19 protein-coding genes and 1 tRNA gene are annotated in these 24,183 nt (G+C 42.7%); 11 read left to right on the top strand and 9 right to left on the bottom strand.

Annotated features, from left to right (window positions below; all coding sequences use genetic code 11):
• Positions 1–67 precede the first annotated feature (67 nt).
• Genes purB through ACYQ0H_RS11150 form a run of 3 tightly spaced genes read left to right on the top strand, consistent with a single transcriptional unit; the run spans position 68 to position 4,150 of the window.
• The gene (purB, locus tag ACYQ0H_RS11160) at positions 68–1,504 is read left to right on the top strand and encodes an adenylosuccinate lyase (RefSeq protein WP_459812917.1); all 1,437 of its coding nucleotides are present in this window, start codon (positions 68–70) and stop codon (positions 1,502–1,504) included.
• A 34-nt stretch (positions 1,505–1,538) separates the two neighbouring features.
• Positions 1,539–2,849, top strand: coding sequence for a DUF4026 domain-containing protein (locus tag ACYQ0H_RS11155; protein ID WP_459812916.1), 1,311 nt, complete (start codon positions 1,539–1,541; stop codon positions 2,847–2,849).
• Positions 2,850–2,881: 32 nt separating this feature from the next.
• Complete coding sequence (locus ACYQ0H_RS11150) at positions 2,882–4,150, top strand: O-acetylhomoserine aminocarboxypropyltransferase/cysteine synthase family protein (protein WP_459812915.1); 1,269 nt, start codon at positions 2,882–2,884, stop codon at positions 4,148–4,150.
• 125 nt (positions 4,151–4,275) lie between these two features.
• Here the strand turns inward: ACYQ0H_RS11150 and ACYQ0H_RS11145 are convergent, their stop codons facing one another.
• Together ACYQ0H_RS11145 and ACYQ0H_RS11140 are read right to left on the bottom strand one after the other, a co-directional pair.
• Positions 4,276–5,943, bottom strand: coding sequence for a glycosyl hydrolase (locus tag ACYQ0H_RS11145; RefSeq protein WP_459812914.1), 1,668 nt, complete (start codon positions 5,941–5,943; stop codon positions 4,276–4,278).
• A 207-nt stretch (positions 5,944–6,150) separates the two neighbouring features.
• On the bottom strand, positions 6,151–6,969 hold the full coding sequence (locus ACYQ0H_RS11140) for a glycosyltransferase (RefSeq protein ID WP_459812926.1): 819 nt from the start codon (positions 6,967–6,969) through the stop codon (positions 6,151–6,153).
• A gap of 365 nt (positions 6,970–7,334) precedes the next feature.
• Between ACYQ0H_RS11140 and ACYQ0H_RS11135 the strand changes: the two genes are divergently transcribed.
• A complete protein-coding gene (locus ACYQ0H_RS11135; protein ID WP_459812913.1) occupies positions 7,335–8,741 on the top strand; it encodes an exopolysaccharide biosynthesis polyprenyl glycosylphosphotransferase in 1,407 nt (468 codons plus the stop codon).
• A 90-nt stretch (positions 8,742–8,831) separates the two neighbouring features.
• Here the strand turns inward: ACYQ0H_RS11135 and ACYQ0H_RS11130 are convergent, their stop codons facing one another.
• Together ACYQ0H_RS11130 and ACYQ0H_RS11125 are read right to left on the bottom strand one after the other, a co-directional pair.
• Positions 8,832–9,038, bottom strand: coding sequence for a ferredoxin-thioredoxin reductase catalytic domain-containing protein (locus ACYQ0H_RS11130; RefSeq protein ID WP_459812912.1), 207 nt, complete (start codon positions 9,036–9,038; stop codon positions 8,832–8,834).
• A gap of 17 nt (positions 9,039–9,055) precedes the next feature.
• The gene (locus ACYQ0H_RS11125) at positions 9,056–10,324 is read right to left on the bottom strand and encodes an SGNH/GDSL hydrolase family protein (protein WP_459812911.1); all 1,269 of its coding nucleotides are present in this window, start codon (positions 10,322–10,324) and stop codon (positions 9,056–9,058) included.
• Positions 10,325–10,583: 259 nt separating this feature from the next.
• On the opposite strand from ACYQ0H_RS11125, the gene ACYQ0H_RS11120 reads away from it, so the two are divergent.
• Entirely contained in the window at positions 10,584–12,209 is a 1,626-nt protein-coding gene (locus ACYQ0H_RS11120) for a glycoside hydrolase family 5 protein (protein ID WP_459812910.1), read from the top strand.
• An 82-nt stretch (positions 12,210–12,291) separates the two neighbouring features.
• Here the strand turns inward: ACYQ0H_RS11120 and ACYQ0H_RS11115 are convergent, their stop codons facing one another.
• Positions 12,292–13,260, bottom strand: coding sequence for an asparaginase domain-containing protein (locus ACYQ0H_RS11115; RefSeq protein ID WP_459812909.1), 969 nt, complete (start codon positions 13,258–13,260; stop codon positions 12,292–12,294).
• Positions 13,261–13,479: 219 nt separating this feature from the next.
• On the opposite strand from ACYQ0H_RS11115, the gene ACYQ0H_RS11110 reads away from it, so the two are divergent.
• The 3 genes from ACYQ0H_RS11110 (at position 13,480) to ACYQ0H_RS11100 (ending at position 17,383) form a co-directional block, all read left to right on the top strand.
• The gene (locus tag ACYQ0H_RS11110) at positions 13,480–14,790 is read left to right on the top strand and encodes an alpha-amylase family glycosyl hydrolase (protein ID WP_459812908.1); all 1,311 of its coding nucleotides are present in this window, start codon (positions 13,480–13,482) and stop codon (positions 14,788–14,790) included.
• 43 nt (positions 14,791–14,833) lie between these two features.
• The gene (locus ACYQ0H_RS11105; RefSeq protein WP_459812907.1) at positions 14,834–15,445 is read left to right on the top strand and encodes a M15 family metallopeptidase; all 612 of its coding nucleotides are present in this window, start codon (positions 14,834–14,836) and stop codon (positions 15,443–15,445) included.
• Between the two features lie 369 nt (positions 15,446–15,814).
• A complete protein-coding gene (locus ACYQ0H_RS11100; RefSeq protein ID WP_459812906.1) occupies positions 15,815–17,383 on the top strand; it encodes an LCP family protein in 1,569 nt (522 codons plus the stop codon).
• A 144-nt stretch (positions 17,384–17,527) separates the two neighbouring features.
• On the opposite strand, the gene ACYQ0H_RS11095 is transcribed toward ACYQ0H_RS11100, so the two are convergent.
• On the bottom strand, positions 17,528–18,049 hold the full coding sequence (locus tag ACYQ0H_RS11095) for a TIGR04002 family protein (protein ID WP_459812905.1): 522 nt from the start codon (positions 18,047–18,049) through the stop codon (positions 17,528–17,530).
• Between the two features lie 23 nt (positions 18,050–18,072).
• Entirely contained in the window at positions 18,073–18,615 is a 543-nt protein-coding gene (locus tag ACYQ0H_RS11090) for a TIGR04002 family protein (RefSeq protein ID WP_459812904.1), read from the bottom strand.
• A gap of 556 nt (positions 18,616–19,171) precedes the next feature.
• Here ACYQ0H_RS11090 and ACYQ0H_RS11085 point away from each other — a divergent pair.
• On the top strand, positions 19,172–20,977 hold the full coding sequence (locus ACYQ0H_RS11085; RefSeq protein WP_459812903.1) for a phosphoenolpyruvate carboxykinase (GTP): 1,806 nt from the start codon (positions 19,172–19,174) through the stop codon (positions 20,975–20,977).
• A 138-nt stretch (positions 20,978–21,115) separates the two neighbouring features.
• Here ACYQ0H_RS11085 and ACYQ0H_RS11080 read toward each other — a convergent pair whose 3' ends face one another.
• Positions 21,116–21,487 carry a hypothetical protein gene (locus ACYQ0H_RS11080; protein ID WP_459812902.1) on the bottom strand — a complete coding sequence of 124 codons (372 nt, stop codon included), beginning with the start codon at positions 21,485–21,487 and terminating at the stop codon, positions 21,116–21,118.
• A gap of 162 nt (positions 21,488–21,649) precedes the next feature.
• Between ACYQ0H_RS11080 and ACYQ0H_RS11075 the strand changes: the two genes are divergently transcribed.
• Positions 21,650–21,829 carry an Arc family DNA-binding protein gene (locus ACYQ0H_RS11075; protein ID WP_459812901.1) on the top strand — a complete coding sequence of 60 codons (180 nt, stop codon included), beginning with the start codon at positions 21,650–21,652 and terminating at the stop codon, positions 21,827–21,829.
• Positions 21,830–21,948: 119 nt separating this feature from the next.
• Here ACYQ0H_RS11075 and ACYQ0H_RS11070 read toward each other — a convergent pair.
• Positions 21,949–22,024: transfer RNA gene (locus tag ACYQ0H_RS11070), tRNA-Thr, on the bottom strand.
• Between the two features lie 418 nt (positions 22,025–22,442).
• On the opposite strand from ACYQ0H_RS11070, the gene ACYQ0H_RS11065 reads away from it, so the two are divergent.
• Positions 22,443–23,390, top strand: coding sequence for a hypothetical protein (locus ACYQ0H_RS11065; RefSeq protein WP_459812900.1), 948 nt, complete (start codon positions 22,443–22,445; stop codon positions 23,388–23,390).
• Positions 23,391–24,183: the final 793 nt, after the last annotated feature.

The following is a 24,183-nucleotide window of genomic DNA, read 5'->3' as shown; positions in this document are numbered from 1 at the left end:
GCATTGCAATTTGTTTTGCAGTATGCTATAATAATTTTATATATTTCGTGAAAGAGGTTGATCATCTATGACAAACAGCTATGAAAGTCCTTTCTGCACCAGATATGCCAGCAAGGAAATGCAGTATATTTTTTCGGCTGATAAGAAATTCACCACATGGAGAAAGCTCTGGGTCGCTCTGGCAAGAGCTGAAATGAAGCTCGGACTTCCCGTAACTCAGGAGCAGGTGGACGAGCTTGAAGCAAATATTGAAAATATAGATTACGCCGTTGCCGCAGAAAGAGAAAAGCTTGTGCGCCACGACGTTATGTCGCACGTTTACGCTTACGGAAAGGTATGTCCAAAGGCGGCGGGAATTATACACCTCGGAGCGACCTCCTGTTATGTAGGCGACAATACCGACGTTATAATAATGCGTGACGCTCTTAAGGTCGTAAAGAGAAAGCTTGTCAAGGTTATAGACCAGCTTGCGAAGTTTGCCGATAAGTATAAGGCTCTGCCTTGTCTTGCATATACTCATCTTCAGCCTGCTCAGCTTACGACAGTCGGCAAAAGAGCTGCGCTTTGGTGCAACGAGCTGCTTATGGATCTGGAGGATCTGGATTTCAGGCTTTCAAAGCTGAAGCTTTTAGGCTCGAAGGGAACAACCGGAACTCAGGCTTCGTTTATGGAGCTTTTTGAGGGGGACAGCGCAAAGGTAAAACAGCTTGAGCAGATGATCGCTGAGGAGATGGGATTTAACGAGTCAGTTCCCGTTTCGGGGCAGACCTATTCCAGAAAAATGGATTATCAGGTATGCTCGGTACTGGCGGGTATCGCTCAGTCGGCAAGTAAGTTTTCAAACGACATCAGAATACTTCAGTCCTTTAAGGAGATAGAAGAGCCGTTTGAAAAGAATCAGATAGGCTCGTCGGCAATGGCATACAAGAGAAATCCTATGCGTGACGAAAGAATAACCTCACTTGCGAGATATGTTATGTGCGATGTGTTAAATCCTGCGTTTACGGCAGGAACACAGTGGTTTGAAAGAACTCTCGACGACTCGGCAAACAAGAGGATATCCGTTGCGGAGGCATTTCTCGGAACAGACGCTATTCTTAATATCCTGCTTAACGTTACCGACCCTGAAAACGGTCTGGTAGTATACGATAAGATAATAACCCGCAGGGTAATGGCAGAGCTTCCGTTTATGGCTACGGAGAATATAATGATGGACGCTGTAAAGAAAGGCGGAAACCGCCAGGAATTGCACGAGCGTATCAGAGAGTATTCTATGCAGGCAGGAAAGCGGGTCAAGCAGGAGGGACTTGACAATAATCTGTGCGAGCTTATTCTTGCTGATCCTATGTTTATGATAACGAAGGAAGAAATGGACGCAATAATGAAACCCGAAAACTTTATAGGAAGATGTCCTCAGCAGGTTGAGGAGTTCATAGAAAACTGCGTCAAGCCTGTAGTTGAAGCCAACGGCGTTTCGGACGATACAGCGGAGATCAGCGTATAACAGTTCGTACAGAGCTTTAGAGGGGTTAAACGTTATGAGCATATTTGACAGATTTAAGAAACCCGGGAACGGTCTTCAGATAAGAGCCGGTACGATAGATAAGCAGCCGTCGTATATAATGCTGATACCAAAGGACGGAGTATTGCCTGATGACGCTTCGGAGCTGATGGAAAGGCTTATGGTACTGCCTTTTATAAATATCATTTCCAAAAAGCTTACGGATAACGGAGGTTTTGAGGTTACGCTTGAATACAAAGGCTCGGAATATAAATTCGAGGCGTGGATAAACGAATTTCAGCTCCCAGAGCTTTTCAGGATAGGACACGATTTTACCGATGAGGAGATTCAGGCTATGGAGTCTGCCGAAAGCGGACTTGAAAGCTGTATGGTATTTTCCGGAGATAACTGCGAATCGTTTCATTTGCAGATAAAGCTTTTGTGCGCAATGGTCGGAGAACCTGCGGGAATAGTGGATTTTAGCGGCGAAAGAATGCTTTCCGGCAGATGGGCCGTGCTTGCGGCTCAGTCGGAGGTTCCCCCGTCTCCGGAATACCTGTACGCTGTTCAGGCGGTAAGCGGTGATACAGACGACGTCTGGCTTCACACCCACGGACTCAACCGCTGCGGAGGGATAGAGCTTGAGATACTCAATTCCGATAAGGAGTATTATAACGATCAGGCGTGCGTTATAAATACTTTGGCTTCAAATATTATTTCAAAGGGCGGGTTTATTGACGAGTATGAGCCGGTTTATATCATGCGGCTCTCGCAAGATACCGAGATAGTTGCGACCTGGATAAGCTGGGAAAAAGCCGTTGCTATGTATCACAAGGATATCCTCGGCGGCGCAAAAGACAGAACAGAGGGTCACAATGAAAATACCGGAGCAGTATATCTTTACAAAAGTGAAGCTGACAGCCGAAGCCGCAGACTTTCTCATATCAGCGTATATAACAGCCAGTTGAGAGAAAATCCAATCCTTATGATTACAACACAGGAAACCGAGCGAATGTGCCGTCTGGCAACTGAAAGACTTGAATACATGACAAAACTTTTTGAAAACAGGGATAATTTCAATGATTTCGGAATTATCGTCAAGGTAGGATTAGAGGTTGACGAGGAATATAAAGACGGAGATATGAAAGAGCATATCTGGTTCGAGATCAGGGATATCGATATTCAGGCCGGGAGGTTTACAGCCGAGCTTACTCAGGAGCCGTATTGCATAAAGGCTATGAAGCAGGGGGATATAAGAGAATGCCGTTTTGACGAGATAACCGATTGGATAGTTTATGCAGACGGAGAACGAATAACCCCTGACAGCGTATACAAGCTAATAAAATAGAAAGTAATTAATTCCGAAAGGATCTGATAATAATGAAAATCGAAACACAGCTTCTGCATGAGGGCTATACTCCTAAAAACGGAGAACCGAGAGTAGTGCCTATAGTACAGAGCACGACGTATGTCTATGATTCTACTGACGATGTTGCGGCGGTTTTTGACGACCCAACCAAGAGCTTGATCTATTCGCGTTTTGAAAACCCTACTACAGACGCTGTAGAAAAAAAGATAGCTGCGCTTGAGGGCGGAGCTGCAGCAATGTGTACTTCGTCGGGTCAGGCGGCGTCGCTTATCTCGATACTTAATATCTGCCAGGCGGGCGACAGCTTTATTGCGGCTTCATCTATTTACGGCGGTACGGTAAATCTATTTGCCGTAACCTTTGCTAAAATGGGTATCGAGTGTATATTTGTAGACGTAGATGCTTCGGTAGAAGAGCTTGCGGCGGCGTTCAAGCCAAACACAAAGGCAATGTTCGGTGAAACTATAGCTAATCCTGCGCTTACGGTTCTTGATATTGAAAAATGGGCAAAGGTCGCTCATGCAAACGGAGTTCCGCTTATTGTGGATAATACCTTTGCAACTCCTTATCTCTGCCGTCCTATCGAGTGGGGCGCAGATATAGTAATGCATTCAACCTCAAAGTATATGGACGGTCATGCCGTTCAGGTAGGCGGAGTTATCGTAGACAGCGGCAGGTTCGACTGGACAAACGGAAAATTCCCATGCATGACTGAGCCTGACGAAAGCTATCACGGAATTGTTTACACAGAAAAGTATTCGTTTGCGCCGTATATTGTCAAGGCAAGAATGCAGCTTATGAGAGATTTTGGCTGTTATCCTGCGGCAAACTCGTCGTTCCTGCTTAATCTGGGGATCGAAACTCTTGCAGTAAGAATGGATCGCTACTGTGAAAACGCTGTAAAAGCGGCAAAGTTCATACAGTCTACAGGAAAGGTAGAATCGGTTTCATATCCTGGACTAGAGGGCGATAAATACTACGGTATTGCACAGAAATACCTGCCTAAGGGCTCAAGCGGCGTAATTTCATTCTCTATAAAGGGAGGACGTAATGCGGCGGTCAAATTCATGGACAGCCTGAAGCTTGCTTCCAATGAGGTTCATGTAGCCGATATCCGAACCTGTGTGCTTCACCCGGCTTCCGCTACTCACCGTCAGCTTACCGACGAGCAGCTTGCAGCGGCAGGGATAGACGGAGGACTTATCAGATTATCGGTAGGCCTTGAAAATATCGACGATATAATCGAAGATCTTAGGCAGGCTTTTGAAGCAATAGGTTAAAGTCTGACAATCTTAATTACCGGCTGAATTTAAAGTATTAACTGAAAATTCCGACACAGATATATTAAATAAAAACAACCTGCGGTGTCAGCTTTGATACCGCAGGTTGTTTTTTGTCTTATTGGTTACTGTCCTCCGTTTTCCGCAAGGAATTTTTCCGTATCAAGAGGATAATTTTTCAGATCGGGCAGTTCGTCCAGAGTCAGCACCCTTTCGCTGTTATATATCTTCTTCCACAAGTCGATCGAGGTATATTCGCCTGATAGCTGAGCGTCTTTGATTGTGAATTCGCCGTTCCAGGTTGAGAACCAAGCCCAGCGCGAACCGTCGTTGAAGGCTGCGTCAGGATCAAAAAGAGAGCCGTTTTCAGTCATTGCAATGATTTTATTTGTATCGGTCACCGTTTTCATAAGATCGTAGGTATCCTTCTGGGAAGAACTATCCTGAGGATCGGGATACAGATCGTAGCCTATAATGTCAACATATTCATCACCCGGATAATATGTCGGATCCTGACCGTTCCATACCCAGATAAGATTGTTTATATTATGTACGTTTGTAAGTCTGTCGTACATCAGCTTCCAAAGCTCGATATAAGCGTCTGCCCCTGACGAACCCCACCAGAACCACGGATTTTTCCACTTCGGATCTCCGCCGCCCTCATGAAGCGGTCTCCAGAGTATCGGAACATGATTGTCATCAAGATCCATAAGAATTTCGGCTATAGCGTCAATATCTCTTATCAGATAATCATAGCCTTCGGGGTCTGATCCGTTAAGTGCGGCGGCAAGATCAAAGTTGGTATATTCTGAATAGAAGCCTTCAAACCATGCGCCTCCGTTATAGTTAAGGTAAGGCTCGGGAGCGTTCCAGTGCCAGCACATAGAAACTATGCCGCCCTTGTTTTTCCACCAGTCCATAGCCTGAAGCGGGACCATATCTCCTCCTCCCGAACCGTTTGCAACCCGGCTCGGAGATGATTCTATAAGGTCTAGACCGAGTATAGCGGGGGTTTTTCCCGTCTTATCCTGAATTTCAATAAATTCGCGGCAGTCTGCTCCGAAATTGTTTGAGGAATACTGACCAGAGATCGTATATTTTCCGTAAACATCGGTAAGGAAGTTATAAAGACGTCTGGTTTCCTCGGAAGCATTTGGATTGCTGAGCGTATTGCTTACTTCATACTGTGAAAGGTCAAGCTCCTTTGCCGGAGTGATGACGAGCTTATCTATATAGCAGAGACCGTCGGAGGCCTTGAAGCCTATCTTATGCTTTCCTTTCGGTATAAGTACGTTTGAGGCGGTATTTTCTCCGAACTTTGTTGTGTTTGTTTTGAATGACGTGAGGGAAGCTCCGTCTACGGTAATAAGATTTGAAACGCCTTCCTTGTCTGCGGCGGCAGTAATACTTATATCATAGCTGCCCTCTGCTTTAAATTCGATCTCAAATTCAACCGCATCGTTTTTTGAGGAGATCGAAACAAATCCCGAACCGCTGTAATCTCCGGCAAAGTTCTGATCCAGTACGGCGGCAGTACCCGACAATTCGCCGTCCTCCGCTTCGGCTTCGTACTTGAAATTAGCCGGGATATCGTTTTTGTTCTGAACGTCAGACAGATCCAGATCGCCGAGAGTTTCAACTACCGGGGCGGTAGTGATAGTCTTTCTTGTTGTCGTTGTTTCTCCTTCAGAGCCTTCATCTGACGAAGAGCCGCTTTTGCCGCAGCCTGCCATTGCCGCAGTAAGCGCTATGGCGGTTATAAAAGATATTGCTCTTTTTGAGGTTAAATACATATTCCGTTTTCTCCTTAACTGTTTTTAAGATTCTGCACTCTGCCTGCCGCCGGACGTTTTCTGATCAAGGCAGGACAGTACATACCTATTGGTGCTGAATTTCATTTTATACTCACTTTAAAATGTTGTCAATAGGTTTTTCAGGGTTTTACAATCAGTTCAAAACTGGAAACGTTTTCGACTGTAACTCAAACGTTTACGTAAAAATTATCTTCTCAATATCTTTTTATAGACCCATCCTGTAAAGCTTGAAGGAAGTATAAATAGTCCAAGCTGTAAGGCACAGGGAATGACCATATCGGCAAAGGAAGAAAAGCCGGAGCTGTGAATAATGCGTCTTACCTTTATAAAACCCTTTGTCTGCTTCCAGCTTCCGCGCTTCTTAAAGTCGCCGCCGTAGGTTCTGTAGCGTACAAGCGTTTCGGGAATGTTCTGACCGACTGCGCCGTTTTGAAGCATTCTTACAATAAACTCATAGTCCTCGCATAATTTCAAGTCAGAATATCCGCCTGCCTTTACAGCTGCTGCTTTTTTAAAGGCTATCGTCTGGCGGTTAAAAGGGTTTCTTCGCCTTGCATATTTCAGTATCTGCTCCTGCTTTACAGGCATTTTTTTAATGCTTACCGTTTCGCCGGTACCGCTGTCAAATTCCTCAACAAAGGTTCCGACTATATCAAGCTCAGGATGCATTGCAAAAAGCATTATCTGCTTTGCGCAGCGGTCGGGCAAGGATATATCGTCTGAATCCATTTTAATTATTATCGGGCAGGAACAGGCTTTTATCCCGGCGTTGTTTGCCGTTCCTGCTCCTGCGTTTTCATCTGTCCTGATAATTTTTATTGTATCTCTGAATTCGCTTTGGAATGATTTGGCAATAATATTCAGCTCACAGGTCAGCGTTCCGTCGCAGACCAGCACAAGCTCCTCGGGCGGATATGTCTGCATAAGCATACTTTCAAGGCTTTCGTTGAGGTTAGCGGGCAGCTCCTTGTCGTACACAGTCATAAGAACACTGTACGGCGGCAGATTATACCTTTTATTACCGGCTCTGATACATATCCCTCCCTTTCTTCAGTATAATTCGCTTATAAACAGTATAACAGACGTTCATAATTTTGTCAATTATTTTTTTACAGCATTTTGAGCTTTGAAAAAGTTTAAACTCAATATCTTGTTGTTCAGAAATAAGTGGTTGGTTTTTTGTCTTTTTATGTAAAATATTTTGAGAATAAATATATGGATAGAATATACTGTTTTGTTTGTTAATTTATTGAAAATGAGCTTCAGTACTTGATTATAATACGAAACTATGATATACTGTATATCGACAAAGATTTTAAGAAAAAATGAAAGTTGTCGCATTGCTAAAAATGAAAGGAGAGCGAAGCGGAATGAAAAATAAAGAGCAGTTTAAAAGAATATTGATTTTTATTGCGGGCTTGATCATTGTACTTGCATTTTCAAAAGCGTTCGCTCATGTATGGTACGAATACTATAACAGCAATATGCACGATCCTTACTGGAAAAGAGGAAACATACTGCTGATACTTATATACGCTTTTGTATATGTGCTTGTAACGAGAAGCGTCAGCGGCTTCAAGGTATCATATCTTAAAACAGGAGCGCTGTTCGGCTCTCAGATACTGGGGATACTTGTGACCAACGTTATAACCTACGTTCAGATAAGCCTTATTGGACGAGGACGTCTTGATGTTCTTCCTATGCTCTGTCTTACGGCGGCGGAAGCGGTCTTTGCGTTTGTTTGGAGCTTCTGCTTTACGAAGCTTTTTACAAGGATCTATCCTCCGAGGAAAATGATCATAGTATACGGAAACGTAAATGCGCGGGAGCTTGTTCAAAAGATGAGCAACCGTCAGGACAAATACCTGATCTGCGAATCTATCAGCTGCGACGAGGATATAGAAATAATAAAGGAACAGATATTAAAATACGAAGCGGTAATAATTTCTGACGTACCCAGTGAACTTAGAAACAAGCTTTTGAAATTTACGCTTGACAGATCAATAAGAACCTACATAAATCCCAAGCTTTCGGACATAATTATCAGGGGCGCGGAGGATTTTCATCTTTTCGATACGCCGCTGCTGCTCAGCAGGAATGACGGTCTTACATTTGAGCAGGCGTTTGCAAAACGGTTTATGGACCTGTTTTTGGCGGTTATTGCTTTTGCGGTCGCTTCACCGTTTATGCTTATTACGGCTCTTGCCATAAAGCTGTACGACCGCGGGCCTGTGCTTTATTCTCAGGAAAGGCTTACTTCCGGCGGCAAGGTTTTTAAGGTATATAAGTTTCGCAGTATGATCGTAGACGCCGAGAAGGACGGAGTGGCAAGGCTTGCCGGACAGAAGGACGACCGAATTACTCCGGTAGGTAAAATAATCAGAAAAATACGCTTTGACGAGCTTCCGCAGATACTTAACATTTTAAAGGGAGATATGTCGTTTGTAGGCCCGCGTCCCGAGCGTCCCGAGCTTGCGGCAAAATATCAGGAAACAATGCCTGAATTCCGCTACAGGCTTAAAGTAAAAGCAGGACTTACAGGCTACGCTCAGGTAATGGGCAAATATAATACTACGCCGTACGATAAGCTGAAGCTTGATCTGATGTATATTGAACGTCAGTCGGTACTGCTGGATATAAAAATAATTCTTATGACGATAAAAACCTGTTTTGTTCCGGAGGCTTCCGAGGGCGTTCAAAGCAATGAAATGCTTGAGACCAAACGTCAGGAGCACCCGAAGAGGGCAAAGGAAGAGCTTGATAAAATACTGAAATAAATTGACCGGCAGGCAGAGAATCATACCCTCTGCCTGCCGGCTTTAATTTTGTAAATTGCTGCGGTGAAATTACGCTGATGGTTTTAATTGTCACTGCTTTGCTTTGTAATACAGCTTGCAATGGCAGTAGCCCTCAAATTCCGGGTCGGCGATCTGCTCTCTGAATTCTTTGCATATACATTTGGTTTCGTCGTTTTGCTGTAATCTGCAAGGACAGTAACCGCCGGTACGCTTTAATCCCTCCCGTATCTGCTTTACAATTTCTGAGTCTTTATTTAAGGTAACATTTTTATTCATATTCCGCTCCTTTAAGTTCAGTTGCTTTCAAGCGTCTGCCTGTAGGTCTTAACAAAAGCGTCAGCAACGATTTTTCCGCCCTCTCCGTTGGGGTGACCTCCGTAAATCGCCGCAGAAGGATCGTCTGGATTGCTGAGATACGAGGCAAAGTCGAAAAATTCCGCTCCGTATTCTTTTGCCGTTTTTTCTGCAAGCTTATTATATTCTGTTCTTACCGCTTCAAGTTCTTCATTAAAATCCTGCGGCGGCGCGCTGAAAACTATTACTTTGCATCCGGAATCGGTAAGTACGTCCAGCAGAACCCTGAGGTAAGAGTCGATCTCTTCGGCGGTATCTCCTTTGTCTGCTCCGTATTTGCCGGAAACTATATCGTTTGTGCCAAAGGCTACGATCACTGTATCTGCGGTTTTGGTTCTTGCCAGCCAGTTCCCGCATTCGGCGGCGTCGCTGGCTCTTGCCCAGCCCAGTCCGCAGTTCCAGAAGCCGCAGTCTTTACCAAGCTGCTGAGAGATCCCTGCTGCCCAGAATTCGTATTTCATAAATTCAGTCTGACAGCCCTGCGTTATAGAATCTCCGATTGCCGCAATACTGTACTTTACTTCTCTTTCAGCGCCTATCAGCTGCGGCAGCGGTATCCTGTCGCAGTAAGCAAATTCGCCATCTCCGTATTCGTCAGCTGTCGCTGAGGTAAGATTGGACATATTGGTGCAGGGTATATTCTCTCCTGTCAGCGTCCACTCCCATACCAGATAATGTCCATCCGGAACATTAAATTCAACGGGATCACTCCAGTAGGCTTCGTCAGGCTTTACCTCTTTGGCTTTGCTTCCGCTGAAAGTTACCTCGGTTTTATTTTTTATCTCGTCTTTCGGATCTGTTCCGCCGTCTGCGATAAATGCGCTTTCTATCTTGTACGCTCCGCCGGACTGCCCTGCATAGGCATTCTTTCCTTTGTCATAGGTTGAATCTACGGTGTTTGAAAAATAGAAACGGTATTCGAGACCGCCGTATTCTTCCACCGGGAAGTATGCTCTGTAGGTGACCTTATCCGCACTTTTTACCGTAAAGTTATTGCCGGTTGCGACAACAGTATTTGATATGTATCTGTCAAAGTTATCGTCGTTCAGCTCGCAGGCGGCTTTCTTTTCGGCATACGGATCGTTCTGCTGCTGTGATGATGTTTCAGGACTGCTTGCTGCGCCGCTGTCCTTTTCTGCTTTGCTTCCGCATGAGCTTGCCGTAATCGTTATCAGTCCGCAAAGCAGGACCGTCAGTATTCTTTTCAATTTATTAACCTCCGCTTCGATCGTTTTTTAAAATTATACCACTACTTTTTCATTCCGTCAATCCTGAACGGAACGTATAGGCAGATTGTACATTATTGAAGCAGTTATTTTATGCATTATTCCAAATCCCATGTGCCTTTTTTCTGTTTACATAATTAATGATCTGTGATATAATGTAATTAAATAATAAATTATAAAACGGTTATGCAAGACTATTGTTAAACGGCGGACATTGACATTCAATAAAGGAAGTGCTTTTATGAGTTTAGTAAAAAAGCTTGCGGCATTTGCTCTTTCGGCGGCTGCGGCAGTTACGGTTTTGAGCTTTGCACAGGCTTCGGAAGGAAACGGAACGTACAGTTCTGCGGTAATGACCTGCTCGGCTGCCGATTATGCTCCGGCAAAGGTCACGGTAAAAACCGATTACTCATGTACGACAGACGCTATACGTATTAACTGGAATAAGGTAAGCGGAGCGACAGGCTACAGAATATATCGGTATAACGGAAAAAACTGGATAAATATTGCTACTGTTAATAATTCTGATACGGTCACATACCGTAATTCGGGTTTAAGCTCCGGAACGCTTTATCAGTATAAGGTAAAAGCATACAGAAAGGTAAACGGAACAAATTACTGGGGCAAGGCAAGCGACGCCAAATACGCCGGTACAAAATCAAAGGCGGTAAAGATAACCTCGACTTCACAGACTGAAAATGCCGTAAGGCTCAACTGGACGAAGCAGACGGGAAACGGCTATCAGGTCTATCAGTATAAATCGGGAAGCTGGGTAAAAATTGCGACTCTCAGGGATATGAATACTACTACCTACAGGGTAGGAGGTCTTTCAAACAATACCGAGTATCAGTTTAAGGTTAGAGCCTACAGAACCGATACAAAGGGTAAGGTAAACGCAGGAACGTGCGGCTATGTAAGGCGTATGCTGGGTTCTTCGCCTCTTGCCAAGAACGGCCCGCTTTCCGTAAGCGGAGCTAATATAGTTAATATGAAAGGTTCAAAGTTCCAGATTAGAGGTATGTCTACCCACGGCATTATGTGGGAAAACTTCTCGGATATTCTTACTAAAAACAGCCTAAAGGTACTGCGTGACGACTGGGGAGTAAATACAATAAGAATTGCTATGTATACCGAAGAATACGGCGGCTATACTACAGGCTCTGCTTTTGCTTCTCAGGCAAAGGCTAAGGTAGATCAGGGAGTCGAAAATGCACGTTCGCTCGGAATGTACGCTGTTATTGACTGGCACGTTCTCAATGACCGTGATCCTAAGAAGCACCAGGCTGAGGCTGTAAAGTTCTTTACTGAAATGTCCAAAAAGTATAAGGATTACAACAATGTTATCTATGAAATATGCAACGAGCCGAACGGCGGAGTTACATGGTCGGGGCAGATAAAGTCTTACTGCGATACGCTTGTAAAAACAATCAGAAAATATGATAAGGATGCTATTATAATCTGCGGAACGGGAACATGGTGTCAGGATATAGATAAGGTCGTAGGAAACAGGCTTTCGGATAAGAACTGCGTTTATGCACTGCATTTCTACGCTAACACTCATACAGACTGGCTGAGGTCGAGATTTACCGGCTGCTACAATAAGGGCCTTCCGATTCTTGTATCGGAGTTCGGGACCTGCGACGCTTCCGGAAACGGCGGCTATAACGCTTCACAGACAAAAACATGGCTCAAGCTTCTGGATTCAAAGAACGTAGGCTATATAAACTGGAGCGCCTGCGGAAAATCCGAGACCGCTTCAGCCTTTAAAAGCGGAACAAATCTGAAAGCGATCAAGAGCGGCACTTCACAGCTGACTGAGAGCGGAAAGCTTATACGCTCGTGGTATCGTTCAAGAGCAGGCAAGTAGAAGCTTCTGATCATCGTAAGATTATTAAAATTAAGGACGAACGCAGTTATTAAATACTGTGTCCGTCCTTTTTGCTGTATTTTTATTTTACCGTTTCAAAGTAAATATTCATATACATAAATTCCTTCAGAGGGTATTCGTTTTGATTTATTCCGATAAGCAGCTTTATATAAGCGGCAACATCCGAGATACGTCCCAGAGGTATAATACCTGCGTCGAACATATTTTTATGAGAGGAATAAAGCTGTCCGCCGACTTTTACTCCGCATATATAAAGTGGAATATTCTTTTCACGGCATCTTTTTGCAAGAGATGTAATATTTTTGTTATCGTCAGGGCTTCCCGTACAGGCTGTTCCGCTGTGATAAGGAACGTATAGAACCGCGCCGATATTTTCAATAAGCTTGTAGGAGGAAAAATCTATATCGGGATAACCGGAGATCTTAAGCACTCTTTTTTTCAGCTTCAGCGGATTTTTCAGCAGAGGTTCAAAGCTGTTGTCAAGCATTTTTTCACTTACCCGATAAAATTCATTTCCGCCGTATGAGGAAAATTTGTCGAGGCAGGTATCGGCGGGAATGATCCTTGTGGAAAGGTAAATACTTTCATAGGATGCAAAGACCCCTCTGTATTTTCCCTCCGAAATAACCTTTACGGCGCAGGTGAAATTATAAAGTCCGTTAGTTCCCTTTTCGTCCAGCGGAAGATTTGAAGCTACAAGAATAATAGGAACTGGGGAATGTCTGAACAGCATTCCGATAAAAGCGGCGGTATAGGCAAGGGTATCGCTGCCGTGAGTTATTATCACGCCTGAATAATCGCTGAAATTTACCTTTGAAAGCTCGTCTGCAAGCAGCTCCAGTTCGCTGACGGTAATATTTTCGCTGAGAACGTTCATGATCTGACGGCATTCAAACTGAGTATCATGACCGTAAATGTTCTCATATTGGCTTATAAGCAGGAATCTTTTGCTGCTGTCAACGTCTGCTATTCCGTTATATGAAGTGCTTCCTATCGTGCCGCCGGTAAAAAGCACTAATATTTTATTCATAGATATAAACCGTACTTTCTTTATAATATATATTCTTACTGCTAATAATAACACGACTTTCTTCAAAAGTCAATTAATATGCATATTTTGCCGATAAAACAGTATTGTATTATAAGCTGTTATCTGTTATAATTATTATGACCGTTGAAGCTAATAATAATCACTGCCGTTTATTCGGTTTTTGATAAAGAAGTTAAAATTGAGAGGAATGTTGAAAAAATGTGGGCATATGAAAGCGTATTTTATCAGATATATCCGCTGGGATTCTGCGGAGCGCCGTTTGAAAACGACGGAGTTACCGAAAGCAGAATAAATAAGGTAACTGACTGGATACCTCATATAAAGAGTCTGGGCTGCAACGCAGTCTATTTTTCTCCGGTGTTCGAGTCTGATACACACGGCTACAATACAAGGGATTACCGTAAGCTGGACTGCCGGCTCGGTACTAATAAGGATTTCGCAGCGGTATGCGGAAAGCTTCATGAAAACGGGATAAGAGTGGTTCTCGACGGCGTTTTCAATCACGTCGGCAGGGGTTTCTGGGCGTTTCAGGACGTACTAAAAAAACGTGAGTCCTCGCCCTACAAGGATTGGTTTCATATAGATCTTGGAGGAAATTCAAATTATAACGACGGTCTTTGGTACGAGGGCTGGGAGGGGCATTTTGATCTTGTAAAGCTCAATCTCCGCAATCCCGAGGTTGCAGACCATATATTTGAATGCATTAGGGGCTGGATAGAGGAGTTTGATATAGACGGTCTGCGGCTTGACGTTGCTTACTGCCTAGATTTTGATTTTTTGAGAAATCTGCATAATTTTTGTAAATCGCTGAAGCCTGATTTCTTTTTGCTCGGCGAGCTTCTGCACGGAGATTATGCGCGCTGGGTAAATCCCGAAATGCTTGACAGCGCCACTAACTATGAGTGCTATAAGGGGCTTCACTCCAGCTTCAACAGCATGAATATGTTTGAGATTTGCCATTCTCTTAAAAATCAGTTCGGCCCTGAAAACTGGTGCCGCTACAGAGGAATGCATCTGCTGTCCTTTGTGGATAACCACGACGTTTCAAGGATCGCCAGCGTACTGAAAAATGAAAAGCATATTCCGCTTATCTATGCGCTTATGTTTGCAATGCCGGGTATACCCTGCATATACTACGGTTCGGAATGGGGAGAAAAGGCGGATAAAAGTCAGGGCGATCCTGCGCTCAGGGTATCCTTTGACGAGCCTCAGAGCAATGAACTTACCGAATGGATCTCAAAGCTTGCGGCGGCGCATCGTGAAAGCAGAGCGCTCTGCTTCGGCTCGTTCTCCGTTTTGCTGCTTACTAATAAGCAGTGTATAATAGAGAGGGAAGCCGACGGAGAACGGGTTTTAGCGGCAATAAATGCTGACGGCGAAAGCTTTGACGCTCATTTTGACGCGCGCTGCGGAAAAGCGGCAGACCTTATTACAGGCAGGGAGCATGACTTCGGCGGCGGAAGCGAGCTGCCTCCTTACTCTGCATTCCTGTGGAAGTGCGAGAGATAAAAATTTTTTTTCACGCCGTAATTTTATGTTAAGGAGTATTGCCATGACCTCGGTATTTACTGCGCAGGAACTGCCGAAAAGCATTATAGAAAAAATAACGGGAGTTACCTACCGCGAAAATCCCCATATAAAGCTTTCTCAGCTGTCTTATCTGAGGATCAGCTATATTGACTTCGAGGGCAGCGTTCAGACGGGGGAAATGATATGCAATAAAAAGCTCTCCTCCGAGATCACGGATATTTTCAGAGAACTTTTTGAAGCCGGTTATCCTATAGAAAAAATGAGGCTTGCCGATGAATACGGCGGCGATGACGATAAGATAATGGCTGATAACAATACCTCTTGCTTTAACTATCGGACAGTAGCGGGGACCGATACCGTTTCTCTTCACGGTCTGGGCAGGGCGGTAGATATAAATCCGCTTTATAATCCGTATATTGCAGGTGGAAAAATAATGCCTGCAAAGGCCGCTCCTTATGCGGACAGATCGAGAGATTTTCCATATAAAATAGTTAAGGACGATATATGCTGGCGGATATTTACGTCTCATGGCTGGAAATGGGGCGGAGAATGGAAAAATTCCAAGGACTATCAGCATTTCTATAAGCCCGGTTCGGCAATGCTCAGAACAATAAGAAAAATATTCAGAATATAAAAGCTCGGAAAAAGATTTTATTCTTTGATGAATAAGATCTTTTTTATTTCAGAGCGATAATTTAATAATGATTGTTTTTTGCTGCTGTTAAGGCTTCTGTGAATATATCAGGCATTATTAAAGCATACTGATATAGCGGCTGTAAAAACTTTGTTTTTGATAAAACGGTGAAAAATCGAATAGTTTTTATTTATAATTATAAAATTCGGCAGAAAATATGTAAGAATTTCGTCATATTTGCGTGTTGTATTTTAAGATATTTTAGTATATAATTATAAAGAAATATTGTGTAATCAAATTGTAATCTTTTTTATCGCTGAGTAATAATTATTTACAGTATGATTTTAAATACCGGAAATGAGGCTTGTTATGTCAGAGAATAACAAAATACTTAATAACGATATAGATTCTGGAAATAAAGCAGCTTCCGACGAAGAACTTGAAGAGCTTATATCTACGGTAATGGCAATAAAAAAAGGTAAGAGGAAAACTGCCGTAGAAAAATCTGAGGATAAAGATCCCGAGGAAAAGTATGACGTAAGCTTTAAAAAAGCCAAGGCGTGCAGCGCTCCGCTGACCGGAGGCTCCGGCGCAGATAAGGCTACACCTTCCGAAAACGGTAAAAGCTCTGGATCTAAAAAGAGCGGAGGTACAGGCAAACGAGGCTCTGACTCCGCAGGACGTAAAAATACGGATAAAAGCTCAGACGCTTCAAAACGATCCGCTTCCCAAAGCTCAAAAAAGTCTAAAAAAGGCTTCCGAAGCTGGTCTGCCAAAAAAAAGACAGGAGTGATCTTAGGCTTTGTTTTTCTGCTGATCTGTATTCTTGCGTTTGCGGCGTGGCTTAAATTAGTAGGCTATATTTCATTGTTTAATAAGGATAACGGCGGAATAAATACCGATAAGCCTGTTTACAGCGACACGGATCCTACTAAGCAGGACACTATCGATGAGCTTACGGAGGAAGAAAAGCTGAAACAGCAGCTTGAGAAAAGTGCTTCTGCTCTGATGAGCGACAGCGACGTTTTCAACGTTCTGCTGATAGGTGAGGATATACGGGATACTGAGCAGGAGACCCGTGGAAATACCGACGTTATGATGCTCATTTCTATAAATTCAAAGCTTGAAACAATAACTATGACCTCTTTTATGAGGGATATCTATCTTTATTTGCCTGACGCCGGATACTCTAACCGTCTTAACGCTGCGTATTATTACGGAGGAGCAGAAAGCCTTGAGAATACTCTTGAGCAGTATTTTGGAGTTACGATCGATAAATATGTTGTTGTTAATTTCTATTCCTTTATTAAAATAGTAGATACGGTAGGCGGACTTAATCTTACGGTATCAGATGAAGAAGCGGCAGGAATGCAGGCTCCTATGGCCGAGCAGAATAAATATCTCGGAAATAAGAAGGGGACCGATTACCTGAAGCAGGGAGGAGAAAATATTCTCCTTAACGGAAACCAGTCCCTTGCCTATGCACGTCTGAGATATGTCGGAGACGCTGACTTTGAAAGAACGCAGCGCCAGCGCAAGGTTATCTCCGAAATGATAAATAAATCAAAGAAGCTCAGCCTTGTAAAGCTTGATAAGCTCCTTAAAGAGGTTCTGCCTGAGGTTACTACCGATCTGGTCGAGTCCGGAAAGATAGCTTCCTTGCTGCTAAATTCATTTGAATATATGGATTATGATATTCAGGAGCTTAGGATTCCTGCTGACAATACCTTTACAAATGAAACTATCAACGGAATGGCTGTGCTGAGCATTGATTTTGACGCAAATATGAAGCTGATTCAGGAAACTATATACGGCGAATCGGCAGTAGAGTCAAGTACAGAGCCGGTCGTTGATGAGAACGGCTATGACCAATACGGTAATTATGTAGGTTTCACTAACGGATATTATGACTCTTACGGAAATTGGGTAAACTATTAGTTTAGTGTAATAAAATCGGATAAATGCAGGTTTATGCATTTATCCGATTTTTTCTTGTTCCTACGTCAGTTCTGATTAAGTCAAGGCCGGACTTTTTCTCAGAAAAATAAAAAGGACGGAAAAGATCCGTCCTTCTAAAAGCTTTTATTTTACAAGACGCTGTATTTTTATTTTGTCCAAGGCGAGTCCGAGAACAATGTATACAGCTGAGCTTACAGCCACCTGTACGCAGTAAAACGGCGCTTGACCGAAAGCTGCGGCTATAGCTGCTGAGGAAAAGCCGTCAGTCATAACAAGTCCTTCGTAAAGGCTGTAACCTGCCGTACATAAGATCAGCGACGGTATTATCGCTGTGATATTTCTTGTACAGATTATCCTTCCGCTTTTGTTTGAAAAGAATAATGCTGTAACCGCTTTTATTATAATAGTTGCCGGCATCCATACTGCAAATCCGGTAAGTCCGTCTGCCAAAGCTCCCCCCACTGCTGACGCCGCTGCGGCATAAGGAGCGGGCAGAAGACTAGCGGCAAGATATATTATCCCGTCGCCTGCGTGAGTATAGCCAAGTCCCGTAGGAATGTGAATATAAGCGGTGACTGCAAATATTACCGCTGCAAAAAGTCCGGATAGTGCCAGAAGCCTTGTTTTTGTGTGAGCTGGTTTCATATGTTTTCTCCTTTAGTTTATTATCAGCTGTTGACATGCGAAGCTGACAGATCCGGGATACGTTTTTTTATTCCGGCTCTGTCAAAGGCAGCGCCTGCCGCTATAAAGAGTATCGCGCTGGCTGCTGTCTGAACAAAGTTTGCCGCAGCGTCCGCAAAGCCCATAGCCAGAGAACCGTAGATAACCAGTCCGCTGTAAAATCCGTAGCCTGCTACGCATAGTATGAGCGCAGGCAGAAGTGCGGCGTAATTGCGGGCGCATAGTATCTTTTCTCGCTTTGAAGTAAAGAATAAAGCAGTCAGTCCCTTGATCATAAGCGTTGCCGGGACCCATATCCAATAGCCTGAAAGCGCGTCCGACAGCGCACCTCCTATTGAAGCCGCCGCAACCGCATACGGGGCGGGCAATATTGACGCTGCGAGAAATATTATTCCGTCTCCGATATGAACATAGCCTTTTGCAGTAGGGATATGCAGATATGCCGTTAAAACGTAAATAACAGCCATAAAAAGTCCTGTGAGTGCAATAAGCCGTATCTGTTTTCCTGATCTTGATGGAAATGCCATGATTAAAAACCTCTTTCCGTTTGCTTTTCTGATATAATAATACTGCTGAGCTTTGCCGTTTGCAAATTCCTGAAAAGAGCAGCGCCGTTATTCTATTTTGTGCAATTTAGTTAATCGGATGTGTAATAAAAACGCTTTCGGATGTGCAGAATAACGTTAAATAAAAATGAAAAAAACCGTTTTCAAATCTGTCTGCACTATAATGCACAAACAAATCATATTATTCTGCTCTGAATTGTGCAAAGGGTAGAAAATTATACCCGATCATGCTTATAAGATGCTGAAGTATACCTGACAAATTGAATGTAACGCAGATTTTATGCAGGATTTAATTCGGAATCATTCATATTCTGCATATTTTTTGCAATTTAAAGCAATATATAAGGTTTTTGCTGAATTGAATTGTAAGTTTTCATGCATAATCGCGTTAAAAATTTAACAAATATAGTGTTGACAAAAGAAAGGTTATAGGGTATAATGGTATCTATGGGAAATTTGATTTTTTTAAATCATCTTCCGTCAAGTCAGTTTTAATTTTGAGAGGAGTTTTAAATTTATGGCAAGTCTTACAAAGAACCCTAACGTTAACGCTTGGGTCGATGAAATGATTGCGCTTACAAAGCCGGATAATGTCGTATGGATCGACGGCTCCGACGAGCAGCTTCAGGCTCTCCGCGACGAGGCTATATCTACAGGTGAAATGATCGAACTTAATCAGGACGAGTATCCAGGCTGTCTGTATCACAGAACGCTCCCTAACGACGTTGCACGTGTTGAGGACAGAACCTTTATCTGTTCAAAAAACAAGCAGGACGCAGGCCCGACAAACAATTGGTGCGATCCTGAGGAGATGTACGCTAAGCTTACCCCTATGTACGACGGCGTAATGAAGGGAAGAACAATGTACGTTATCCCTTATTCCATGGGTCCTATCGGCTCGCCTCTTGCTAAGGTAGGCGTTGAGCTTACAGACTCTATCTATGTTGTACTTAACATGGATATTATGACAAGAATGGGCGCTAAGGCTTTCGAGAACTTGGGTGATACGTCTAATGACTTTGTAAGAGGACTTCATTCAAAGGCTCAGGTTGATCCTGAAAACAGATATATCGTTCACTTCCCCGAGGATAATACGATATGGTCCATAAACTCTGCTTACGGCGGAAACGTTCTTCTGGGCAAAAAGTGCTTCGCTCTCAGAATCGCTTCCTTCCAGGGTAAGAATGAAGGCTGGATGGCTGAGCATATGCTTATTCTCGGCGTAGAAAAGCCTGACGGAGAGGTTAAGTACATTACTGCCGCTTTCCCGTCTGCCTGCGGAAAGACAAACCTTGCTATGCTTATCCCGCCCGAGTGCTATACAGAGCAGGGCTACAAGGTATGGACTGTCGGTGACGATATCGCATGGCTCAAGCAGGGCGAGGACGGAAGACTTTATGCGATCAATCCTGAGAACGGCTTCTTCGGAGTTGCTCCCGGAACAAACGCTAAGTCTAACTTTAACGCTCTTGCTTCAACTAAGAAGAATACGATATTTACTAACGTAGCTATAAATAACGACAATCTGACCGTTTGGTGGGAAGGTCTTGACAAGAACCCGCCTGTAAACGCTACAGAGTGGAAGGGTGAGAAGGTCAACGGACCTGAATTTGTTGCCGAGGGCGGCAAGCTTGCTCATCCTAACTCCAGATTTACCGCTCCTGCCGAGAATTGCCCGTGCATTTCTTCTGAGTTCAACAATCCTCAGGGTGTGCCGATCTCTGCAATTATTTTTGGCGGAAGAAGAGCAAAGACAACTCCGCTGGTATATCAGGCATTTGACTGGAACCATGGTACTTTCATGGGCTCTGCAGTTTCATCTGAAACAACTGCAGCAGCTACAGGCGCAGTAGGCGTACTCCGTCACGACCCGATGGCTATGAAGCCGTTTATCGGCTACAACGTAGGCGATTACTGGGCACACTGGATCGAAATGGGCGAAAAGCTCGGCGATAAGGCTCCTAAGATATTTAACGTTAACTGGTTCAAGAAGGATGACGAGGGCAACTTTATGTGGCCGGGCTTCGGCGACAATATGAGAGTTCTTGACTGGATCATCAAGAGATGCGAGGGCACGGTTGACGCTCAGGAAACCGCTATCGGTTATGTTCCTAAGCCTGAGGATATCAATGTAACAGGTATCGAGGACGAGATCACTCCTGAGAGAATGAATGCTCTTCTTGATGTTGATAAGGAGCTTTGGAAGGACGAAGTTGCTGAAATGAGAAGATACTACAACGACGACATTGCAGCAAAGGGCGGAAATATCCCCGATGTTCTTTACAAAGAGCTTGATGAGCTCGAGGCTAGACTGGCTGATTAATAATCCTGAATATAATAAAAAGGACTTTCCGAAAGGGAAGTCCTTTTTTGTAGCTTTTTTTAATTAATAACCGAAAACTTTCAGCAGTTTTTCTGAAACTTTGGTTGTAACCTTTAAGACCATTAGTGTCAGATTAGGTTAATTGTCTATGTTTTCCGACTCTTTATTAATTTTCTTTTGCTTTGAAAAAGAAATGAAGCCTAAAATTAGCAGCGGCACTGAAAACATAAAATAAATCGGCATACAGCAAAGTCCAACGCAAAAAAGAATTGCGCCGACAAGCGCTCCCCAGGTTGCTTTCAAAAAGAATCCTAACCAAGAAAAAATTGCACCCAAACTCATCATTATTAAATGAGGCATAATTAATGCTGATGCAATTGCTGTACCTAACTGTTCAGCAGCATCTTTAGTTTCCGCATTTGCTCCGTATATATACGAAATCATATAAATCGCATATGCTAATGAAGCTATTGCTGTAATGAACAAAAGTTTACTTCGCCCTTTAAACATATTAACTCCTCCCGTATGTATATTAGGAAATTTATTTCCTAATATATTATAGCACATTTTACAATAATATATCAATATATATACAAGATAAAATTATTGCAATATTATTGTATATTTTGTACAAATTGCGGTGCATAATAGATAATAAGGAGCGTGTATAAAATGTGGAAAATACAAAAAGGATATACCTATGTTACAAAAACCTTTCGGCTGCCGGAGGAGGTAGTTGAAAAGCTTGACAAGCTTGCCTATGAAAACAATCTTTCGCTTAATCAGCTGGTGATTCAATGCCTTAAATATGCTATAAATGATCTTGAGCATGAAGAAAATAAGCCGGAGTAAAAATCCCCGTAGGCAGAAATGACAGCGGGGAGGTTTTGAACAATATATTCTTAATCTAAAATGTTGAATAAACAAAAAAGCTCCGATAATCGGAGCTTTTCTCATCTGAAATTTGCTTATGGAGCTGATAGTCGGACTCGAACCGACGACCTGCTCATTACGAATGAGCTGCTCTACCAACTGAGCCATATCAGCTTATATAAAATTTTCAGTCTACTAATCCGCCGTCATGCCGCTTTATCAAGAACCGACGACCTACTCATTACAAATGAGGGGTTTCAACAGAGTTGAAACTCTCTACACAACTGAGCCATATCAGCATATTCGTCAAAAGCGCTGCAATGCAGCCGACGCAACAGTTATATTTTTGAAACTGTCAAAGGCACTTTACCGCAACGCATTAAATATTATAAACTAAAAACAGTTTTTTGTCAATAGCTTATAAGTAAAATCCAATAATATTTTTGAAGGTTCGGACTTATCATAAAAAATATTCTAAAGCGGTTGAAATTCGGGAAAAGATGTGCTATAATAAATTTAATATACCGTTGTTTAAATGCGGTCTTGTGTAAAAAAATAAAGTGTAAATATTCTTTGGGAAGGAATGTAAATTATGAGCCAGACAAAACAAAGATCTTCAGCTGCAAAGAGTGTGGCAATATTTTTTGTAGTGTTTATTATTTTGGAAATGCTTATCATTTTCGGAGTTTCAAGAGTTTTTAAGAATAAGGACGTAACTCCAAGCTTTGCGGGTTACAGCCTGTACATAATGAACGACAGCAAAATGGGGGAGGATGTTCCTCAGGGCGCTCTTGTTGTTGCAGCTAACGGCGTTCCCAGCGTTGAGGGGAAAGGAAAGGCTGTTTTGGTTGAAAACGTTCCGAATATCGGCACATCGGTATTCTGGCTTGCAGATGTTTCATCTAAGGGCGACAGCGTTGACGGAGTTGTTTATACTGTTTATCAGGAGAAAAATCCATCAAAGCTATATGAGGTAAAATCTTCGGACATAGTAGGTTTGGCGTCCAGCTATTACCTGACTGCCGGAAAGGTAATAAGCTTTGTGACTTCAACGTTCGGAATGGCCGTATGCGCTATCGTTCCTCTGTTTTTCCTTGTGCTTATAGAGCTGATCATAGCTATCGCTTCTCATTCCAGCAGCGACGATGAAGAAGATGAAGCTGAAGAGGAGGAAGAGGAAACTAATGTAACGCTTGACGATTTTCTTTTCGGCGGAGAAAATGAGAAAAAGCTTCACCGTTCTCATATTCAGACGGAGGAAGAGGAATCTGAAGAACCAAAGTCGGAGTCTGAGTCGGAAGAGCAAGCTGCCGCAACTGACAGTACGGTAAAAGTTGACCAGTCTTATTATGAAAAGGCATCTAAGCTGCTTGACGAATCGGTTTCGGTTTCAACTGAAGAAGCTGCTGTATCGACGGAAGAAAAGTCAGACAGCGAAATACAAAAGCCGGTTTCTAAGTCTGCGTCCGCTTCTCTTGAAGACCTTATGAGACTTATGGAGGAAGAGCAGAAAAGGCTGAGGGATCAGCTTAACAAGTAAATATAAAAAAATATTGAATTAAGCGTCCTTCGTTGATCGGAGGGCGCTTTCAGTTCTTAAACAGGTATTTTTTCAATATATATTATAATAAAGTGGAAGCTGTTATAGGCAGGGGATAGCCTGAGGGCTTATTACCAAAAACGTTTAAGTGACCTATTTACGGATTATAGCAGAATTTTATCCGCATTAAAAGTGTAGTTGCCGCAGTTAAAAGCACGCAATAGGTGAAAATGCACAATAAAAAGAATGATAAAATTATCACAATATGAAAATTTTAAACTCAAAAACTTAAAGCACGAAATTTTTTTATCGCTTGAAACGTTTACAGCGGTAATAATAAATACTATCTAAATAGATTTCGTAATTCATTCAGATATTAAGGAGATTTTTGTCGAAAACGTTTAAAATGATTGTCATAAAAATATCAAAGGTATTGTTTGTTAATAATATACTAATTAAGCCTTGAATTGTTGAAATAAATATATACAATATGCACATGGAAGTAGATTGAATTTTACCAATCAAATGGATAATCAAAGCCGATCAGGAATAGTTTCGCCGCTTTTGACGCCGGCAGCTGAAAATAATTACAAAACGGTTACAGCGGTGATGATTTTGTGGGCAAAATGCACAAATTATGTGTTGAAAGACTGTTCATTTAACCATATTTTATTACATTCAGCATAAAAGTTTGCAAAAATACTTGAAATCTGCGTTGATATATTGTATATTTTTATTAACGGAAACGTTTGAAATTCAGATTTTCTGTTTGACGTTTATCTACTTAAACGTT

It is taken from the genome of Hominimerdicola intestinalis (assembly GCF_054655215.1).
This window is presented reverse-complemented; position numbering and strand designations above follow the sequence as displayed.

What these genes read in the sequence shown, in the direction of transcription:
- ACYQ0H_RS11110 (WP_459812908.1), top strand. Translation starts at nt 13,480, where the DNA reads ATGTGGGCATATGAAAGCGTATTTTATCAGATATATCCGCTGGGATTC.
- ACYQ0H_RS11150 (WP_459812915.1), top strand. Translation starts at nt 2,882, where the DNA reads ATGAAAATCGAAACACAGCTTCTGCATGAGGGCTATACTCCTAAAAAC.
- ACYQ0H_RS11080 (WP_459812902.1), bottom strand. Translation starts at nt 21,487, where the DNA reads ATGTTTAAAGGGCGAAGTAAACTTTTGTTCATTACAGCAATAGCTTCA.
- ACYQ0H_RS11145 (WP_459812914.1), bottom strand. Translation starts at nt 5,943, where the DNA reads ATGTATTTAACCTCAAAAAGAGCAATATCTTTTATAACCGCCATAGCG.
- ACYQ0H_RS11095 (WP_459812905.1), bottom strand. Translation starts at nt 18,049, where the DNA reads ATGAAACCAGCTCACACAAAAACAAGGCTTCTGGCACTATCCGGACTT.
- ACYQ0H_RS11065 (WP_459812900.1), top strand. Translation starts at nt 22,443, where the DNA reads ATGAGCCAGACAAAACAAAGATCTTCAGCTGCAAAGAGTGTGGCAATA.
- ACYQ0H_RS11085 (WP_459812903.1), top strand. Translation starts at nt 19,172, where the DNA reads ATGGCAAGTCTTACAAAGAACCCTAACGTTAACGCTTGGGTCGATGAA.
- ACYQ0H_RS11120 (WP_459812910.1), top strand. Translation starts at nt 10,584, where the DNA reads ATGAGTTTAGTAAAAAAGCTTGCGGCATTTGCTCTTTCGGCGGCTGCG.
- ACYQ0H_RS11135 (WP_459812913.1), top strand. Translation starts at nt 7,335, where the DNA reads ATGAAAAATAAAGAGCAGTTTAAAAGAATATTGATTTTTATTGCGGGC.
- ACYQ0H_RS11105 (WP_459812907.1), top strand. Translation starts at nt 14,834, where the DNA reads ATGACCTCGGTATTTACTGCGCAGGAACTGCCGAAAAGCATTATAGAA.
- ACYQ0H_RS11075 (WP_459812901.1), top strand. Translation starts at nt 21,650, where the DNA reads ATGTGGAAAATACAAAAAGGATATACCTATGTTACAAAAACCTTTCGG.
- ACYQ0H_RS11155 (WP_459812916.1), top strand. Translation starts at nt 1,539, where the DNA reads ATGAGCATATTTGACAGATTTAAGAAACCCGGGAACGGTCTTCAGATA.
- ACYQ0H_RS11130 (WP_459812912.1), bottom strand. Translation starts at nt 9,038, where the DNA reads ATGAATAAAAATGTTACCTTAAATAAAGACTCAGAAATTGTAAAGCAG.
- ACYQ0H_RS11090 (WP_459812904.1), bottom strand. Translation starts at nt 18,615, where the DNA reads ATGGCATTTCCATCAAGATCAGGAAAACAGATACGGCTTATTGCACTC.
- ACYQ0H_RS11115 (WP_459812909.1), bottom strand. Translation starts at nt 13,260, where the DNA reads ATGAATAAAATATTAGTGCTTTTTACCGGCGGCACGATAGGAAGCACT.
- ACYQ0H_RS11100 (WP_459812906.1), top strand. Translation starts at nt 15,815, where the DNA reads ATGTCAGAGAATAACAAAATACTTAATAACGATATAGATTCTGGAAAT.
- purB (WP_459812917.1), top strand. Translation starts at nt 68, where the DNA reads ATGACAAACAGCTATGAAAGTCCTTTCTGCACCAGATATGCCAGCAAG.